The organism is Cupriavidus sp. GW821-FHT02F09, from assembly GCF_059421605.1.
Genome location: NZ_JBWKVH010000032.1, coordinates 54,347 through 71,888 on the forward strand (window position 1 = coordinate 54,347; position 17,542 = coordinate 71,888).

At 66.8% G+C, this 17,542-nt stretch carries 14 protein-coding genes; 8 read left to right on the forward strand and 6 right to left on the reverse strand.

Annotated features, from left to right (window positions below; genetic code table 11):
• Window positions 1–92 precede the first annotated feature (92 nt).
• Complete coding sequence (locus tag AC07XB_RS27805; protein ID WP_492831544.1) at window positions 93–1,094, reverse strand: Bug family tripartite tricarboxylate transporter substrate binding protein; 1,002 nt, start codon at window positions 1,092–1,094, stop codon at window positions 93–95.
• Window positions 1,095–1,356: 262 nt separating this feature from the next.
• Here AC07XB_RS27805 and AC07XB_RS27810 point away from each other — a divergent pair, with 262 nt between their 5' ends.
• From AC07XB_RS27810 to AC07XB_RS27825, 4 genes are all read left to right on the forward strand, one after another.
• Window positions 1,357–1,875 carry a sigma-70 family RNA polymerase sigma factor gene (locus AC07XB_RS27810; RefSeq protein WP_492370848.1) on the forward strand — a complete coding sequence of 173 codons (519 nt, stop codon included), beginning with the start codon at window positions 1,357–1,359 and terminating at the stop codon, window positions 1,873–1,875.
• Window positions 1,875–2,921: a FecR domain-containing protein gene (locus AC07XB_RS27815; RefSeq protein WP_492831545.1), complete on the forward strand. Its 1,047-nt coding sequence runs from the start codon at window positions 1,875–1,877 to the stop codon at window positions 2,919–2,921. Before AC07XB_RS27810 ends, AC07XB_RS27815 begins: the two co-directional genes overlap by 1 nt.
• A 111-nt stretch (window positions 2,922–3,032) precedes the next feature.
• The gene (locus tag AC07XB_RS27820; protein WP_492831546.1) at window positions 3,033–5,249 is read left to right on the forward strand and encodes a TonB-dependent receptor; all 2,217 of its coding nucleotides are present in this window, start codon (window positions 3,033–3,035) and stop codon (window positions 5,247–5,249) included.
• Window positions 5,250–5,252: 3 nt separating this feature from the next.
• Window positions 5,253–7,697 carry a TonB-dependent siderophore receptor gene (locus tag AC07XB_RS27825; RefSeq protein WP_492831547.1) on the forward strand — a complete coding sequence of 815 codons (2,445 nt, stop codon included), beginning with the start codon at window positions 5,253–5,255 and terminating at the stop codon, window positions 7,695–7,697.
• A 7-nt stretch (window positions 7,698–7,704) separates the two neighbouring features.
• Here AC07XB_RS27825 and AC07XB_RS27830 read toward each other — a convergent pair whose 3' ends face one another.
• From AC07XB_RS27830 to AC07XB_RS27850, 5 genes are all read right to left on the reverse strand, one after another.
• On the reverse strand, window positions 7,705–8,037 hold the full coding sequence (locus tag AC07XB_RS27830) for a hypothetical protein (RefSeq protein WP_416052496.1): 333 nt from the start codon (window positions 8,035–8,037) through the stop codon (window positions 7,705–7,707).
• 268 nt (window positions 8,038–8,305) lie between these two features.
• Window positions 8,306–9,667, reverse strand: coding sequence for a GntP family permease (locus tag AC07XB_RS27835; RefSeq protein WP_174423583.1), 1,362 nt, complete (start codon window positions 9,665–9,667; stop codon window positions 8,306–8,308).
• 116 nt (window positions 9,668–9,783) lie between these two features.
• Window positions 9,784–10,176: a RidA family protein gene (locus tag AC07XB_RS27840; protein WP_006163400.1), complete on the reverse strand. Its 393-nt coding sequence runs from the start codon at window positions 10,174–10,176 to the stop codon at window positions 9,784–9,786.
• 40 nt (window positions 10,177–10,216) lie between these two features.
• Window positions 10,217–11,710: an N-acyl-D-amino-acid deacylase family protein gene (locus tag AC07XB_RS27845; protein ID WP_492370844.1), complete on the reverse strand. Its 1,494-nt coding sequence runs from the start codon at window positions 11,708–11,710 to the stop codon at window positions 10,217–10,219.
• 2 nt (window positions 11,711–11,712) lie between these two features.
• On the reverse strand, window positions 11,713–12,606 hold the full coding sequence (locus tag AC07XB_RS27850) for a MurR/RpiR family transcriptional regulator (protein ID WP_150985497.1): 894 nt from the start codon (window positions 12,604–12,606) through the stop codon (window positions 11,713–11,715).
• A gap of 149 nt (window positions 12,607–12,755) precedes the next feature.
• Between AC07XB_RS27850 and AC07XB_RS27855 the strand changes: the two genes are divergently transcribed.
• The 4 genes from AC07XB_RS27855 to AC07XB_RS27870 all read left to right on the forward strand — a co-directional run bounded on the left by AC07XB_RS27855 (window position 12,756) and on the right by AC07XB_RS27870 (window position 17,511).
• The gene (locus AC07XB_RS27855) at window positions 12,756–14,024 is read left to right on the forward strand and encodes an amino acid deaminase (RefSeq protein ID WP_492831548.1); all 1,269 of its coding nucleotides are present in this window, start codon (window positions 12,756–12,758) and stop codon (window positions 14,022–14,024) included.
• A gap of 85 nt (window positions 14,025–14,109) precedes the next feature.
• The gene (locus AC07XB_RS27860) at window positions 14,110–15,045 is read left to right on the forward strand and encodes a sugar kinase (protein ID WP_492807298.1); all 936 of its coding nucleotides are present in this window, start codon (window positions 14,110–14,112) and stop codon (window positions 15,043–15,045) included.
• Window positions 15,046–15,117: 72 nt separating this feature from the next.
• The gene (gene eda / locus AC07XB_RS27865) at window positions 15,118–15,762 is read left to right on the forward strand and encodes a bifunctional 4-hydroxy-2-oxoglutarate aldolase/2-dehydro-3-deoxy-phosphogluconate aldolase (RefSeq protein WP_492370841.1); all 645 of its coding nucleotides are present in this window, start codon (window positions 15,118–15,120) and stop codon (window positions 15,760–15,762) included.
• Between the two features lie 84 nt (window positions 15,763–15,846).
• On the forward strand, window positions 15,847–17,511 hold the full coding sequence (locus AC07XB_RS27870) for a phospholipase D family protein (RefSeq protein WP_492370840.1): 1,665 nt from the start codon (window positions 15,847–15,849) through the stop codon (window positions 17,509–17,511).
• Window positions 17,512–17,542: the final 31 nt, after the last annotated feature.

Sequence of the window (17,542 nt, forward strand, 5' to 3'; positions counted from 1 at the left end):
CGCAGGGCGGCCGCCGGCGGCAGCCACGCGTTGGGAAAGGCGAGCCGCCATGGGAGCCCCGGATACCTGGTAACAGGTACCCGGGGCTTCTGCTATTCGAGCTTCACCCTGCCGTCCTTTGCGAGTCGACGATATTGCGTTATCTCGCCCTGCACGCGCCGGCGGAAATCCTCCGCGTTGCCGCGCATGACCCAGATCGACTGCCGCTGGAAGACTGCCTCCACGGAAGGGTCCAGAAGCACCCCCTGCAATTCCTTTTCCAGCCGCTCCACCACCGCTGGCGGCGTGGCGCGCGGCGCGGCAATGCCGAACCAGAATGCATTGCCGGGCATGGCGATGCCGAGTTCGGCAAAGGTTGGCACGCCCGGATACTGCGGGGAGCGCGCCCCGGCACTGATCGCCAGCGGGCGCAACTTGCCAGACTCGAGGTAAGGCTGGGCAACGGCGATGGGGTCGAGGCTCAGGTCGATCTGCCCGCCAATGACGTCGGCGAGGATCTGCGTGCTGCCGCGATATGACACGGGGGTGATGTCCGCATGCAGGTCGGCCTCGATCATGGCGCCCACAATGTACTGCGCGGTGCCCGGGCCGGTGGTGCCGTAGGTGACGGTGCCCGGTTGGGCGCTTGCACGCGCCAGCATGTCCGCGAACGACTTGATGCCGGAGTCCGATCGGGTGGTGAGCATGACCGGCGCCTGCGCGATGATGCCGATCGGCGCCCAGGCCCCTTCCGCCGGGATGGGCAGGCTGGTGCGCAGCGCGGGGAGCATGCTGAACGTGGTGGAACTGGCGAGTAGCAGCGTGTATCCGTCGGCGGGCGCCTTGGCGACCAGCTCCGCCGCGATCATCGTGGAGGCACCCGGCCGGTTGTCGACTACCACGGGCTGGCCCAGTCGGGTGCGCAGCTTATCGGCAATGACACGGGCAATGATGTCGGTGGTGCCGCCCGCCGTGAAAGGAACCACGAGGTGCACGGTCCGCCGTGGGAATGCTTCGGGGGCGGTCTGTGTCTGCGGGCTGGGCACCGAGGCGGCCACCAGTAGCGAAGTGGTGACCAGCCGGCGCAACGGGTCTAAGGGAAAAAGCAGGTCCATGGGCAGGTCAACTGGCGTCGGGTAGTAGCACCTGCAGGCTGGCGTGAGCAGATAAAAACACGTTAAGCATCAAAGAATGGCGGGTATGTCGGGACTAGATGGCTTTGCCGGGCTATCGCGTCGATTCTACGTCAGATGCTGCGTTGCAATATGTGCGTCTGGCTGTGCCGTTGGTTGCACTAATCATTTTCCGTGCCATATAATGCGAACCATTCTCATTTAAGTTTGGCCGTGCCAGACACTTCACTACGCAAGGGAAGCGATGGCCGCCGCAGAATCCGCGTTACAGCAGTCACAGCAGCATGTCCATGCCCTCTACAGCGATCACCATCGCTGGCTGCAGGGCTGGCTGCGGCGTCAGCTTGGCAACGCGTTTGACGCCGCCGACCTGGCACAGGATGTGTTTCTCCGCTTGCTTCATCGCGAGCCGTGCGATATCAGGGAACCGCGCACCTACCTGAGCACGATCGCGCGCGGCCTTGTCATCGAGCACTGGCGCCGCCGGGAGCTGGAGCTGGCCTGGCTGGAGACGCTGGCGCAACTGCCCGCGCCGCAGGCGCCGTCGCCCGAGAGCCGGCTGCTTTTCCTGGAAACCCTGATCGCCATCGACCGCATCCTGGATGCGCTGAAGCCGCAGGTGCGCAAAGCATTCCTGTGGGCCCAGCTCGAAGGGCTGACCTGCCGGCAGATCGCGGAGCGCCTCGGCGTGTCGCTGGCTACCGCCGAGCGCTATGTCGCGGCGGCGCTGCGCCATTGCTACAGCTTGCGTTTCGGTGGCTGATGCCCGTGCGTGATCCAGCCAGGCCAGGCGAGCCGACGGCTACGGCCGGGCCGCAACCCCCGATCCCCGCGCGCATCGTCGACCAGGCCATCCACTGGATGGTCAAGCTCGACTTTGGCGAGGCCAGCGCCAGCACGCGCAAGGCATTCGCCCAGTGGCGCGACGCCAACCCGCTGCACGCGGTTGCCTGGCAACGCGTGCAGGCACTGCGCACCGATTTCTCCGGCATGCCGCCGGCACTGGCGCTGAGTACCCTGCAAGCGGCCGACGCCCGGCGTGGCGTGGGCGGGCTAAAGCGCAGGCAGGTGCTCAAGGTGCTGGCATTGGCCGGCATCTCGGTGGCCACGGCGGCAAGCGTGCGCGAACTGGCGCCATGGCAGCGCCTGGTCGCCGACGCAAGCACGGCCACCGGCGAGCAGCGCACCCTGCGCCTGGCCGATGGCAGCACCATCGTGCTCAACACCGATACCGCCATCAGTACCGCGCTGGGCACTGAGCGCCGTTTGGTCACGCTGCGGCGCGGGGAGATCCTGGTGACCACGGGACATGATGATGGTTTCGCGGCCAGCAGCGCAGCGGTGCGGCCGTTCTGGGTACAGACGCCGTTCGGCAGCCTGCGTGCGTTGGGCACGCGCTTTGTGGTGCGCATCGAGGACGAACGCGCCCGCGTTACCGTGCAGGAGGGCGCCGTGGAACTGCACCCGGCTGCGGGCGGGGCGACCGACGTAGCGCGTGCAGGGACGACCTGGTGGCTCGCCAAGGCCGGCAGCATGCCGGCGCCGCCGCAGCCGTTCGAGGCGGACGGCTGGGCCGATGGCGTCATCGCGGGCAAGGACATGCGGCTGGCGGACGTGCTGGCCGAGCTGTCGCGCTACCGCACCGGCCACATCGCCTGCGATCCGCGCGTGGCCGCTTTGCGTATCTCGGGCGCGTATCACGTGCGCGACACCGATCGGGTGCTGCGCTTCCTGATGCAGGCGCAGCCGATCACCGTGGTCTATCGCACGCGCTTCTGGGTTTCGGTTGGCCCGGCGGGAGGGCGTTGACTCCATGCCAGGCGTGTCCGAAAAAATATGTCAGGAAGATTGAGGGGATTTCGATTCTCGACCGGCCTACAGCGTAGGAACTCAAATTAAACGCTGCCGGAGAAAGGAATCATGTCTGCAACTCGTTATGCCACTGTCATCGCCGCTGCGCACCCACCCCGACCCAAGCCGTTTGCGCTCGCCGTGCACCACGCTATGGTCTGCCTTGCCATGGGCGCAACCGTGGCGCCGTTCGCCGTGAGGGCACAATCGCAGGCAGGCCCCGCGGACGCCGCGCCGACCCTGCCGGCGGTAACCGTCACCGCTGGCGCCGAGACGCCGGGTGAGCTTGCGCAACCCTACGCGGGCGGCCAGGTGGCGCGCGGTGGCCGCCTGGGGCTGCTGGGCAACAAGAGCGTCATGGACACGCCGTTCGCCGTCACCAACTACACCGCGCAGCGCCTGGAGGACCAACAGGCCACCACGCTGGCCGAAGTACTGAACAGCGATCCGTCCACGCGCTTCACGGGCCAGGTTGGCGGCGTGACCGACTCTTTCTATATTCGCGGCTTCCCGATCAATGAGGGCAACCTGTCCGAGATCGCATTCGACGGCGTGTACGGCGTGTCGCCGAACTACCATCTGTTTACCGAGTACCTGGAGCGGGTCGAAGTGCTGAAGGGGCCGGCCGCCTTGCTGTACGGCATGTCGCCGAACAGCGGTGTCGGCGGCGTGGTCAATGTCGTGCCCAAGCGCGCGCTGGCGACGGACCTGACGCGTTTCACGCTCGACTATGCGTCCGACGCGCAGGTGGGCGGCGCGGTGGACCTGAGCCGCCGTTTCGGCGAAGACCGAGAGTGGGGCATTCGCTTCAACGGCCTGCACCGGCAGGGACCGACGGCGCTCGACAACCAGAAGTCGCGCGCCGAGGTGGCGGCACTGTCGCTCGACTACCGCGGCGAGCGCCTGCGGGCCTCGCTCGACCTGATCGAGCAATACCAGTGGGTCGATGCTCCCACGCGTCCCTTCCTGATCACAGCCGGCGTGCAGGTACCGTCGGCGCCGGACGGCAGGCGCAATGTCAGCCAGCCCTGGGGCTGGTGGAAGTCCAACGATGTGTCGACGCTGCTGCACGCGGAATACGACCTCACCGACAACGTGACGGTGTTTGCCGATGCCGGCGGTACCCGCTCGGACGTGGCGCGCTTGTCCGACCAGACGCCAACCATCCTGAATTCGGCCGGCGCGACTTCGTCGGCCGTGCAGAATTGGAAGTTCCAGGTCAACCGCTCGAGCTTCGATACCGGTGTCAGGAGCAAGTTCGAGACCGGGCCGGTCAAGCACGCGCTGGCGCTGCAGGCCAACCTGTATATGGACCGTTTCGCCAGCGCCAACGTGTCCGGCACGCCTGTCACATCCAATATCTACGCCCCGGCCGACCGCCCGGCGCAGAACATTGCCGCCCCGCAAAGCGTGCCGAAGGTGTCCGACTCCACGCTGTCGGGCCTGTCGCTGGCCGATACCTTGAGCGTGCTGGACGACCGCCTGCAGTTCACCCTTGGCCTGCGCTACCAGCAGGTCAAGTCGAGCAACTATGCTGCCACCGGCGCGAAGACAGCTTCGTACGACGAAAGCGCCGTCACGCCGCTGGCCGGCATCGTCTTCAAGCCCTGGCGCAGCATCTCGCTCTATGCCAACTACGTGGAAGGGCTGAGCAAGGGAGACATCGCGCCGGCGACCGCGTCGAATGCGGGGCAGGTCTTTGCGCCGTACAAGACCAAGCAGCAGGAGGTGGGCATCAAGCTCGACTCGGGCAAGGTGATGGCGACGCTCGCCGCGTTCCGCATGACCAAGCCCAGCGGCCAGTTGTACGGGACGGTCTATGCCATCGACAGCGAGCAACGCAACCAGGGGCTGGAGCTGACCGTATCGGGGCAGCCCTACAAGGGCGTGCGCCTGCTCGGCGGGCTGACCTTGCTTGACGGCGAGCTGACCAAGACCAACAGCGCAGCCACACTTGGCAACCGCCCCGTGGGCGTGCCTACCGTCATGGCCAACCTCGGCGGCGAGTGGGACCTGCCGTGGGTTCCGGGCCTGACGCTGACCAGCGCGGTCAACTACACGGGCAGCGAGTACGTCAACCAGGCGAACACGCAGCAGGTGCCGTCGTGGACAACCGTCGATCTCGGCGCGCGCTACAAGACATCGATGTACGGCAAGTCCACGACGTTCCGGGCGGGTTTGTTCAATGCGTTCAACCGGAAGTACTGGTCCGGGGTGGCATCCTACGGCACGATCTCGCTCGGCGCGCCGCGGACCTTCATGGCTTCCATGAGCGTGGATTTCTAAGCATTGGCCGCACGACGCCTCGCGCTTTGCAGCGCCTTCGCTTGTCTGGCCCTGGGTTTGGGCATTGCGCCGGATGCGGTGCTCGCGCAGGCGAGTCCGGCGGTGAGCCCGGTGGTAAGCCTGATGGCGAGCACGGGCCAGGCGCGGATGTTCGCCATCGCGCCCGGCCCGCTTTACGCGGTCCTCAATCGCTTTGCCAGTGTCGGCGGCATCGATCTTTCCTATGATGCCGCACTGCTCGGCAGCGCCCAAAGCCCGGGACTGAATGGCCTCTATACCGTGCCGGACGGGTTGAGGGCGCTGTTGGCGGGCAGCGGCCTGGAAGCGGTGGAAGTGCCGGGAGGCGGGTACGCATTGCGCAAGGCACAGGCGGTCTCCGGCGCCCAGGCCGCGCCGTTGCTGCCCACGGTCACGATCTTCGGGGCGGCAGCGGCTGCGAGCGAGCTGCCCCCGGCTCTCGCCGGCGAGCAGGTCGCGCGCGGCGCGAGGCTTGGGCTGCTGGGCAACATCGACATCATGGACGCGCCGTTCAGCATCACCAGCTACACCGCCAAGGCGATCGAGGACCAGCAGGCGCGCACGGTGGGCGATATGGTGGCCGTTGATTCGTCCGTGCGCTATGTCAGCCAGCCTGGCGGCATCCTGGACGCCTTCACGATCCGCGGGTTTCCCGTTGGCAATGGCAACTTCGGCGAGATCGCCTTCGACGGCATGTACGGCGTGGCCTCCAACTATCGGGTATCGACCGGCTACATCGAACGGGTCGAACTGATCAAGGGCCCGACCGCCATGCTGATCGGCATGGCGCCCAGCGGCAGTGTCGGCGGTGGCATCAATATCGTGCCCAAGCGGGCGACCGGTCCCGACCTGACCCAGGTCACGGCCGACTATGCCGCGTCATCGCAGCTGGGCGGCAACCTTGACGTAAGCCGGCGGTTTGGCGCGCAGCGGCAGTTCGGCATTCGCTTCAATGGCAACTATCGGGCGGGCGACACCAACCTGGACAACCAGTCGCGCCGCGCCGGTGCCGGCGCGCTGGCACTGGACTACCAGGGCGAGCGCCTGCGCGCGACGCTGGATTTCATTGGCCAGCAGGAGAGGATCGCAGCGCCATCGCGCCTCTTGCATATCGCGTCCGGCATCAACGTACCCGATGCGCCCAACGGGCGGCGCAATGTCTCGCAACCCTGGGAACACTCCAGCATCCGCGACCAGTCCCTGCTGGTGCGGGCGGAGTATGACATCGGCGACAAGCTCACCTGGTTCATTGCCGGCGGCGGCGGCCGTACCCGGGTGGCCAGGCTCTTTGCCATCACGCCCACCATCATCAACGAGGCGGGCGATATTGCCGTGCTGGACTCGAACTACCGGTTCAACGTAGCCCGCACCACCGTGGACACGGGCCTGCGCGCCCGCTTCGACACCGGGGCGGTGAGCCATCACCTGAGCATGCTCGTGAGCGACTATCGGGACCAGCTGGAGCGCAGCTTCAACGACGCCACGACCACCTCGCTGACCAACCTCTACCAGCCCGTGTCGCTGCCGGTGCAGTACATCGCGGCGCCCGCCGGCGTGCCGAAGGTCTCCCAGACGCGGCTGTCCGGCGCGGCCCTGGCCGATACGCTGTCGGTGCTGGACAAGCGCGTGCAGCTGACGCTGGGGCTGCGCCATCAGCAGGTCACGACCGACAATTTCAGCGCCGGCGGCGCCATCGCTTCGCACTACGACCAGGGCGCCTGGACGCCAATGCTCGGTCTGGTGGTGAAGCCCTGGCAACACGTCACGCTGTATGCCAACCGCGCGGAAGGGTTGAGCAAGGGCGACACTGCCCCCGGCAGCGCCAGCAATGCTGGCGAGGTATTCGCGCCTTACAAGTCAAGGCAGCTTGAGTTCGGCGTGAAGGTCGAGCAGGGCGGGATGATGGCGACCGTCAGCGCATTCCAGATAGCCAAGGCAAGCGGCCAGATGTCCGGGGCGCTGTTCGCGGCGGACGGCGAGCAGCGCAATCGCGGGCTGGAGTTCGGGCTAGTTGGTGAGGTGGTGGCCGGAGTGCGGCTGCTGGCCAGCGCTACCGTGCTCGATGCCAGGATTGTTCGCGGCAGTAGCCCCGAGTCGGCCGGCAACGCGGCTGTAGGCGCGCCGACGCTGCAAGCCAACCTGGGCGCCGAATGGGATGCCGGCTTCGCGCCAGGCCTGACGCTGGCCGGTGCGCTGGCCTACACGGGACGGCAATATGTCGACCAGGCCAATACGCAAAGTATCCCGCACTGGACCCGCGTCGACATCGGTGCGCGCTACCAGACTACCGTGGCGCGCAAGCAAACCACCTTCCGCCTCAATGTCCGCAATGTCTTTGACAAGCATGACTGGGCGGCGGTTGACGCCTACGGCGGGCTGGCGCAAGCCGAGCCGCGCACGCTGCTGCTTTCGGCAACGATGCGCTTCTGAGGCAGTTCTACTTGGTGGTGGTGGATTCCGCGGCGCGCTTGTCGGCATCGCGCAGGCGCTTGACGGCTTTGCCCAGCAGCCCGCCTTCGCTATCCGATACGGCTTCTTCCAGCGTGGCAAGAGCGGCCCTGATCTGCGTGCCGTGGGCGTTCGAGTACGCCTGGTCTTCGATCAGCGCGTCGGCTTCCTTGCGCACGCGCTTGCCCAGCTTGCGGGCGAACTCGGGATCGAGCTGGCCTTGCGCCGTGGCATTGGCGATGTGGTCGAGCAGGGCGATCAGGCCCGGCGCGGTCGTGGTGGCCGGGACAGCGTCCTCGGTTTTCCTGAGTTTCTTGGGCATGGCTCTTTTCCTCCGGTTGGGGCTCGATTCTAGCGCTAGGGGGAAACCCGGACCTGCTTCCCAGTATGAAAGATTTGTGACACCTTGTCAGCGCGACGGGTGATGCCCGGTCTATGGCAGCGGCGGGAAAAACGCAGGGCGCCGATGATTTGCTGCGGTGCACACAATAGCACATTGCCGGCAGCATAAAAAAGGGAGGGACACCGCATGTGCCTCCTCCCTTTCGGCGGGCGCCGTGCGGGCACCCGGTCCGAGCCTGCCCGGATGGTCAGACTACCGTGGCAAGCGCCAGGGTCAGAAGCAGGGCGATCACCGAGATGAGCGTTTCGCACACCGACCAGGTCTTGAAGGTCTGGGCCACGGTCATGTTGAAGTACTCCTTGACCAGCCAGAAGCCACCGTCGTTTACGTGCGACAGGATCAGCGAGCCGGCGCCGGTGGTCAGCACCAGCAGCTCGGGCCGGGTGCCCGGCACGCTGGCGGCGATCGGCGCGACGATGCCGGCAGCCGTGGTCATGGCCACGGTGGCGGAGCCGGTGGCGATCCGGATCAGCACGGCGACCAGCCAGCCCAGCAGCAGCACCGACACATGGGCGCCGGTGGCTACGTCGACGATGGCGTTGGAGATGCCCGAGTCGCGCAGCACGCGGCCAAAGCCGCCGCCCGCGCCGACCACCAGCGTGATGATGGCGGTGGGCGCCACGCACTCGTTGGTGAACTTCAGGATGTTTTCCCGGGTGAAGCCGCGGCGCTTGCCGAAGGTGTAGAAGCTCACCAGCGCGGCGATCAGCAGCGCGATCACCGAGTTGCCGATCAGCTTGAGGAAGTCGTTGGCAAAGCTCTTGGGCGTGGTGATGAGGTCGGCCCAGCTGCCGATCAGCATCAGGATCACGGGCAGCAGGATGGTGAACAGCGTGATGCCGAAGCCCGGCAGCTCATGCGAGGCCTGCACGCGTTCGTCTTCCTCGGTGAACTGCGCGGCCAGCGGATTCACATCCGGCAGCGTCACGTAGCGCGTCATCAGCTTGGCGAACAGCGGTCCAGCGATCGCCGCCGTGGGAATGCCCACGATCAGCGCGTACAGGATGGTCTTGCCGATATCCGCCTTGTAGGCGGTGACCGCCAGCAGCGCGGCGGGGTGCGGGGGGATCAGGCCGTGCACCACCGAAAGGCCGGCCACCATCGGGATGCCCACCAGCACCATGGAGGTGCCGGTACGCTTGGCCACGTTGAAGGCGATCGGCACCAGCAGCACGAAGCCCACTTCGAAGAACACGGGCAGGCCGACGATAAAGGCGATGGTCACCATGGCCCAGTGCACGTTCTTCTCGCCGAAGGCGTCGATCAGCGTGCGCGCGATGCGCTCGGCGCCGCCGGACTCCGCCATCATCTTGCCGAGCATGGTGCCCAGACCCACCACCAGCGCGATGTGGCCGAGCGTGCCACCTACGCCGGCCTCGAACGATTTGACGATGTCGCCCATCGGCATGCCCACGGCAAAGCCGAGCAGTACCGAGACGACTACCAGGGTGATAAAGGGATTGAGCTTGAATTTCGCGATCAGCACGACCAGTGCGATCACCGCGATCAACGCGTAAAGCAAAAGGGTGGTTCCGGTTACGGCGCCCATGTTGTCTCCTTTGTGCGAGGTCCGCCGGGACTCCGGCGGGGCTCCCTCGCGTCCGCTATGAAAAGGGCCGCGCTGTCGGCGGCCGGTTCAGGTCTTCGTGGCTGGCTGGCCCGGGATCAGGCAGCCGGCTTCTTGTAGGCGATGCAGTCCACTTCGACCTTGCAGTCCACCACCATGCTCGATTGCACGCAGGCGCGCGCGGGCGGGTTGGCGCCGAAGTATTCCTTGAAGATCTTGTTGAACGACGCGAAGTCGCGGGCATCGTCCAGCCACACGCCGCAGCGCACGATGTGCTCGGTGCCGTAGCCGGCTTCGGCCAGGATGGCCAGTACGTTCTTGATGGCCTGGTGGGTCTGCGCAACGATGCCGCCGTCGATCACCTCGCCGGCCACCATCGGCACCTGGCCGGACACGTAGAGCCAGCCGTCGGCTTGCACGGCACGGGAAAACGGCATGTGCTGGCCGCCGGTGCCGGCGCCGCCCTCGACGCCAAATCGTTTGATATCCATGGGGACTCCTGAAGCAGATTGCAAATTGGAAAATAGGTGGTTACTGTGCCGGCGCCGCGCTGGCCCCGGCAGGCTTTGTGCGCGCGAGGAAGCGGCCGGCCCGCGCGCCGGTGGGCTTGCGCTGCTGCCACGACAGCTCGCCGTTGACCCACACGCAAGCGATGCCCTCGGCGGGCTGCATGGGATCGGTGAAGCTGGCCGCGTCGCGGATGGTGGCGGCGTCGAACAGGACCAGGTCGGCCCAGTAGCCTTCGCGCACCAGGCCGCGCCCGGCCAGGCCGAAGCGCTCGGCCGACAGGCCCGTCATCTTGTTGATCGCGACCGTCAGCGGGAACAGTTCGCGGTCACGGGCGTAGTGGCCCAGCACGCGAGGAAAGGCGCCCCACAGGCGCGGATGCGGCAGCGGATCGTTGGGCAGGCCATCGGATCCCACCACCGTGGCGGGATGGCTCAGGATGCGGTCCACGTCCGCGTCTTCCATGCAGTGATAGACCGCGCCGGCGGGTTGCAGGCGGCGCGCGGCGTCTTCGAGCCCTAGCTCCCACTCGGCGGCGATATCGGCCAGCAGGCGCCCGCCCATCTCGGGGTGCGGCTCGGACCAGGTCACCATGATGTCGAAATCGCTGGTGACCTGCTTCAGGTCGAGCGTGGAGGAGCTGGCGGTGTAGGGATAGCAATCGCAGCCCACCGGCTGCCAGCGTTGCGCGCGCTCCAGCGCATCCAGCACTTCCCCGCTGCGTCCCCAGTTGTCCAGGCCAGCACACTTCATATGTGAGATCACCACCGGCACGCGCGCATGGCGCCCGATGCGGAAGGCTTCATCCATCGCCTCAAGGATGTCGGCGAACTCGCTGCGCAGGTGGGTGGCATAGAGCGCGCCCGCGTGCGCCAGCGGCTCGGCCAGCGCCAGCACTTCGTCCGTGGTGGCGGCAAAGGCGTTGGCATAAGCCAGGCCGGTGGACAGGCCAATGGCGCCATGGTCGAGCGCTTCTTGCAGTTGTGCGCGCATCGCCGCGATCTCGGCCGGGGTGGCGGTGCGGTCCAGCCGGTCCATATGGTTGCTGCGCAGCGCCGTATGGCCGACCAGCGCGGCTACGTTCACCGCGGGCCGGGCAGCCTGCACGGCCGCGGCATAGGCGGCGAAGTCCGGATAGCAGAAGGCGTCGGCGGTGCCCAGCAGGTTCATCGGGTCAGGCGGCTCGCCGCGCAGCGTGACGGGCGCCGCGCTGATGCCGCAGTTGCCCACGATCACAGTGGTGACGCCTTGCGATAGCTTGGGGGTCATCTCGGGCTGGCGAACCACGTTGGTGTCGTCGTGCGTATGCACGTCGATAAAGCCTGGCGCGAGCACCAGGCCGGCGCCTTGCACCACATGCGCGGCGCTGCCGGGGTCGATGGCATCGCCGCCGTCTTCCAGCATGGCAATGCGCGCGATGCGCCCTGCGCGCAGCGCCACGTCGGCTGCGCGCGCCTCGGCGCCGGAGCCGTCGAGCAGGGTGACGCCGCGGATGAGGGTATCGAACAGTTCAGGCATGGTCAGTCTCCGAGCGGCTGGCGGCTATCGGTGGCGCCAGTGCCGCGGTGCGCGTCGAGCACGTACTTGAGCCGGCGCAGGTTGTCCTGGCTCTGGTCTTGCTGCAGCAGGGCGAGCTGGGTCGCTAGCACGTCCATGACCAGCAGCATCGCGTAGCGCGAGGCCGAGGGCTTGAAAATAAAATCCGTTTCCAGCGTGCGCACCGGCAGCAGCACGTCCGCGCGCGCCGCCAGCGGTGAGCCCAGCGCGGTCACGGCCACCAGTTTCGCGCCGTATTCGCGGGCGATATCGCAACTGGCCAGCATCTCGGGCACGTTGCCCGTGGCAGAGAACGCAAGCACGACATCGTCCTTGTGCAAGGTGGCTGCCACCATCTTCTGCAGCAGCGCGTCCTGGTAGCTGGCAACCGGACGGCCCAGGCGGGCCAGCCGGTAACGCGCTTCGTCGGCCATGAAGGACGAGCCGCCACCCATGCCAAAAGCGTAGACCATGCGCGCCTCCAGCAACAGGCGCGCCGCACGCTCCATATGGTCGGGATCGATCAGCTTGCGATTGACCTCAAGAGAGTCCAGGATATCCGCATGAATGCTGTCGGCCAGCGTGGCAGGGGACGGCTCCGCCGCGCGGGCGACCTCCGCCTGCAGGAAACGCTGGCCCACGGCCGTGGCTTGCGCCAGGCGCAACTTGAGGTCGCGCACGTCGCGGCAGCCGATGGCCTTGGCAAAACGGGTCACGCTGGCTTCGCTCACCCCGGCCTGCCGCGCCAGTTCGTTGATGCTGGTGGCGGCGGCGCCCGCCAGGTCCTGCAGGATCACCTGGGCGACCTTCTGCTCGGCCAGGCGCAACGTGGGGCCACGCTCGGCGATGCGGGTCAGGATGTCGAAGGGCGCGGACATGGTTGGGGGGTCAATGGTGGGGGCGAGCCGTCCCGGGTGCGCAATGTCGCCTCGGAGCCAGCTTTGAATGTTACTTTATAACAAGGGTGAAATATCGTAATTTCAAGGCTATCATTACGTCAATCGGAATTTTGCAGGATGATGACAGCATGCGTGAAATAAAGTACCAAGCCGGCACGATCGATCCGCTCAACAAGGCGCTGGGCAAGCTCGATGCCCCGCTGGCGCCCGATGCAGCCGGCCAGGTGGGCTGGCAATTGCTGGCGGAAGACCTCAGCCTGCCAGCCGCTGTGCTGTATGAAGAGCGCCTTGCGCATAACCTGGAATGGATGCGCCGCTTCATGGGTGAGTATGGTGTGCAGTTGGCGCCGCATGGCAAGACCACCATGGCGCCCAAGCTGTTCGCGCGCCAGCTGGCCGCCGGCGCCTGGGGCATCACGCTGGCCACCGCGCACCAGACTGCCGCCGCGTACGCGCACGGCGTGCGGCGCGTCTTGATGGCCAACCAGCTGGTGGGCCGGCGCAACATGGAAATCGTGGCCGACCTGCTGCGCGATCCGGATTTCGAGTTCTTTACGCTGGTGGATTCGGCGGCGCTGGTGGACCAGCTGGGCACGTACTTCAGCGCACGCGGCCAGAAGCTGCAGGTACTGCTGGAACTGGGCGTGCCAGGCGGGCGCACTGGCGTGCGCGGTGCGCAGCAGCAAGAAGCGGTGCTGGCGGCGCTGGCGCGCTGGCCCGGCGTTCTGTCGCTGGCCGGTGTGGAAATCTACGAGGGCGTGCTCCAGGAAGAGGCCGATATCCGCGACTTCCTGCGGCGCACCGTGGCGGTGACGCGCGAGCTGTTCGCGGCCGGCCGCTTCGGCCGCAGCCCGGTGGTGATGTCCGGCGCGGGCTCGGCCTGGTACGACGTGGTGGCGGAGGAGTTCGCCCGCACCGATATCGGCGCGCCGATCGACATCGTGCTGCGCCCGGGCTGCTACCTCACGCACGACGTGGGCATCTACCGCGCCGCGCAAAAACGGATTCTGGCCAGCAACCCGGTCGCGCAGAAGATGCGCGAGGGCCTGTTGCCGGCCTTGCAGTTGTGGGCCTATGTGCAGTCGATTCCCGAGCCGGAGCGCGCCATCATCGGCATGGGCAAGCGCGACGCCGCCTTCGATGCGGGCATGCCGATCCCGGCGCAGGTCTACCGGCCCGGTGCAAGCGCGCCGGTGGCGGTGCCCGCGCATTGGGAGGTGACGGGCATGATGGACCAGCACGCCTATCTGGCGATCCGTCCCGGCGACGATGTCCAGGTTGGAGACATGGTGGCCTTTGATATTTCCCATCCCTGTCTTACCTTCGACAAGTGGCGCCACATTCCGGTGCTCGACGGCGACCTGCGCGTGATCGATCTTGTGCAGACGTACTTCTGAACGGCCGCACGCAGCAGCAAAGACAGCCATAACGGTAACGATAGCAACAACAGCAACGACAGCGACAACAGGGGACGCTTGCACCATGAGCATCGACATTCTCGCCTTCGGCGAAGCGCTGGTTGAGTTCAACCAGCAGCCCGACGATCCCGCACGCTACCTGCAGGGCTTTGGCGGCGACACTTCCAATTTCTGCATCGCCGCGGCGCGCCAGGGCGCCCGCGCCGGCTATATCAGCGCGGTGGGCGAGGACACCTTCGGCGAGCGGCTGCTGGCGCTGTGGACGCAGGAGCGGGTGGATACCCGCCACGTGCGCATCGACGCGGGCTCGCCCACGGGCGTGTACTTCGTCACCCACGACGCGCACGGGCACCGTTTCGACTACTTGCGCAGCGGCTCGGCGGCCAGCCACTACAGCCACGAGAACCTGCCGCACCACGCCATTGCCGAAGCGCGCTACCTGCATGTGTCAGGCATCAGCCTGGCCATCAGCACCAGTGCCTGCGATGCCGGACTGGCGGCAATGGAGCATGCGCGCAAGGCCGGTTGCCAGGTCACGCTCGACACCAACCTGCGCCTGCGCCTGTGGACCCTGGCGCGCGCGCGCGGCATCATGCGCGAGGCCTTCGCGCTGACCGATGTGTGCCTGCCGAGCTGGGACGACATCACCGTGCTGACGGGCCTCGATGACCGCGACGCCATCGTCGACTACCTGCTGGGCTGCGGCATCGGGCTGGTCGCGCTCAAGCTGGGCGAGGAGGGCGCGTACGTGGCCACGCCCGAGGCGCGCACGCTGGTGCCGCCGTACGCGGTGCGCCCGGTGGATGCTACCGGGGCCGGCGATTGCTTCGGCGGCAGCTTTGTCGCGCGCCTAGCCGCCGGCGACGATCCGTTCGACGCCGCGCGCTACGCCAATGTGGCGGCCGCGCTGTCCACCACCGGCTATGGCGCCGTGGCGCCTATCCCATCCACCGAAACCGTGCTGGCGCGAATGGCGCAGTCGGTTTCCGTGATCGCCTGATTCTCAAGCCCTCAAGCCCTCAAGCTCCAAGCTCCAAGCTCAATCGTCCGACCTGACCGAAGATCCACTGCCATGCAAACTCAATCTCCCTCGCTGATCGAACGCCTCGTTAACGTGCCGGTGATCCCGGTGCTCGAATTCTCCTCCGTGGACGAAGCCCTGCATGTGTCCGAAGCCTTGATCGGCGGCGGCCTGCCGGTGCTGGAGATCACGCTGCGCACGCCGGTGGCGCTGGACGCCATCAAGGCGGTGGCGGCAGCTTTCCCGCAAGCCTGCGTAGGCGCGGGCACGGTGTTGACGGCGGCCGACCTGAAGGCCGTGAGCGACGCCGGCGCGCAGTTCGCGGTTTCACCCGGGCTTACGCCGGCGCTGGCCGTGGCCGCGCAGGGTGCGGGCGTGGCGCTGTTGCCTGGCGTAGCCACCGCCAGCGAGGCGATGGCCGCGATGGAAGCCGGTTTCAAGTTCCTGAAGTTCTTTCCGGCGGAAGCGTCGGGCGGCGTGCCGATGCTCAAGTCGCTTTACGGGCCGTTCGCGCAACTGCGCTTCTGCCCGACGGGCGGCATTGACCTTGCTCGCGCGCCAACGTATCTCGCGCTGCCCAATGTGGTTTGCGTGGGCGGATCCTGGGTGGTGCCCAAGGATGCGGTGGCCAAGGGCGACTGGGCGCGGGTGCGCACACTGGCGCAGGAGGCTGCCGCGCTGCGCAAGTCCGCCTGAAGCCCCCAAGGCGTCGGACAAAGGCGGATAGCGGGCCGCCGCGCCAGGTTATAAGCTTGGCATATCCCGACTGCTGGAGGCAGCATGGCTGTGCAACTGGCGGGTCCGGCCCCGGGTGGCATGGCAGCTTCCCGGCGCCGCGGCGCGATGCTGGCCCAGCGGCTTGGCCGCGTGTTGATTTGCGCTTGCGTCTTGTTTGCCGAGGGTTGCGCCAGCCTGCCCAAGGAAGCACCGCGCGAGCAGAGCGCAGCGCTGGCAGATCCGGCGACCACCGCCCTCGGGCGGCTGGCTGCGCAGAGTTCGCCCGATCAGGCGCTGTCCGGCTTTCATGTGATCGCCTCTGGCGAAGAAGCCTACGGTACGCTGATTTCGCTGGCCGACCATGCCACCCGCACCCTGGATCTCCAGTACTACCTCATCGAGGCCGACGAATCGTCCCGCGAGATCCTTCGGCACGTGCGGGCAGCGGCCGAGCGGGGCGTGCGCGTGCGCGTGCTGGTGGACGACCTGCATAGCGACGGCAAGGATCGCGCCTTCCTGCGCTTCGCGGGCCATCGCAATATCGAAGTACGCATGTTCAACCCGTTTCCTGCGGGGCGATTCTCCAAGCTGACGCGGATGCTCTCGTCCGCCACCGATGTCCGCCGGCTCAACCGCCGCATGCACAACAAGGCCTTTATCGCCGACAACGCGCTGGCCATGACAGGGGGCCGCAATCTCGGCAACGCCTATTTCCTGCGCGCTCCCGACACAAACTTCGTCGACCTTGACGTGATCGCTGCCGGCCCCGCGGTACGGCGGTTGTCTGCCGCATTCGACCGATACTGGAACAATCCGCTGGCCGTGCCGGTGGAAGTCCTGGCAACCCCTGCGGAGGCGGCGGACGCGGCCTCCGCCTCCGGCACTAGGGCGGCGCGGCCCGAGCAGGCCCTCGTGGGCACGCAGACGGATAGCAAGCGCATCGAAGCACTGGGCATGACGCCTCCCGGCAAGATCGATGCGCGGGAGAGCTTCCTGGGGCGCCAGTTCACGGCTGGCGGCAAGCTGGCTCTCGAATGGGCTTCGGCAAGCGTGATGGTCGACGCGCCCAGCAAAGCCGCGCCGGACCAGGCGCCAGCCGCCGGCGAGACCATGAGCGAGGAACTGGGCCGCATGCTGAGCGGGGCGAGCCAGGAGATCATCCTGATTTCCCCCTATTTCATCCCGGGCGACCGCGGCGTCGCGTGGATGGCGGACCTGGTCAAGCGCGGCGTCAAGGTGCGGGTACTGACCAACTCACTGGCCGCCACCGATGCGCCCCTCGTCCATGTGGGATACCGGCGCTATCGGCCCGACCTGCTGCGCGCGGGAGTGGAACTGCATGAGCTCAAGTCGCGCCCCGGCCGGCCGCAGAAACTGATCGGGGATTACATGTCTTCGCAGGCTAGCCTGCATGTGAAGGCGGCCGTCGCCGACCGGACCAACCTGTTCGTGGGATCGATGAACTTCGATCCACGCTCGGCCAGCCAGAATACGGAAACAGGCCTGATCATCCATAGCGCCAAGCTCGCGCAGCAAGTCGCGCAGTTGTTCGCGGGGGCGATCGACGATAACAGCTACCTGCTGCGCTTGTCCGATCAGGGCGCGGTGCAGTGGGTGGATGGCAAGGGGGACAAGGCGGTGGTGTTCGATACCGAGCCGGATACAAGTTGGCAGAAGCGCTTGTGGATCGACGTACTCGCGCCGTTCACGCCTGAGCAGTTGTTGTGATGCCGCGGAGCGCCATGCCTGGCGCTCCGGT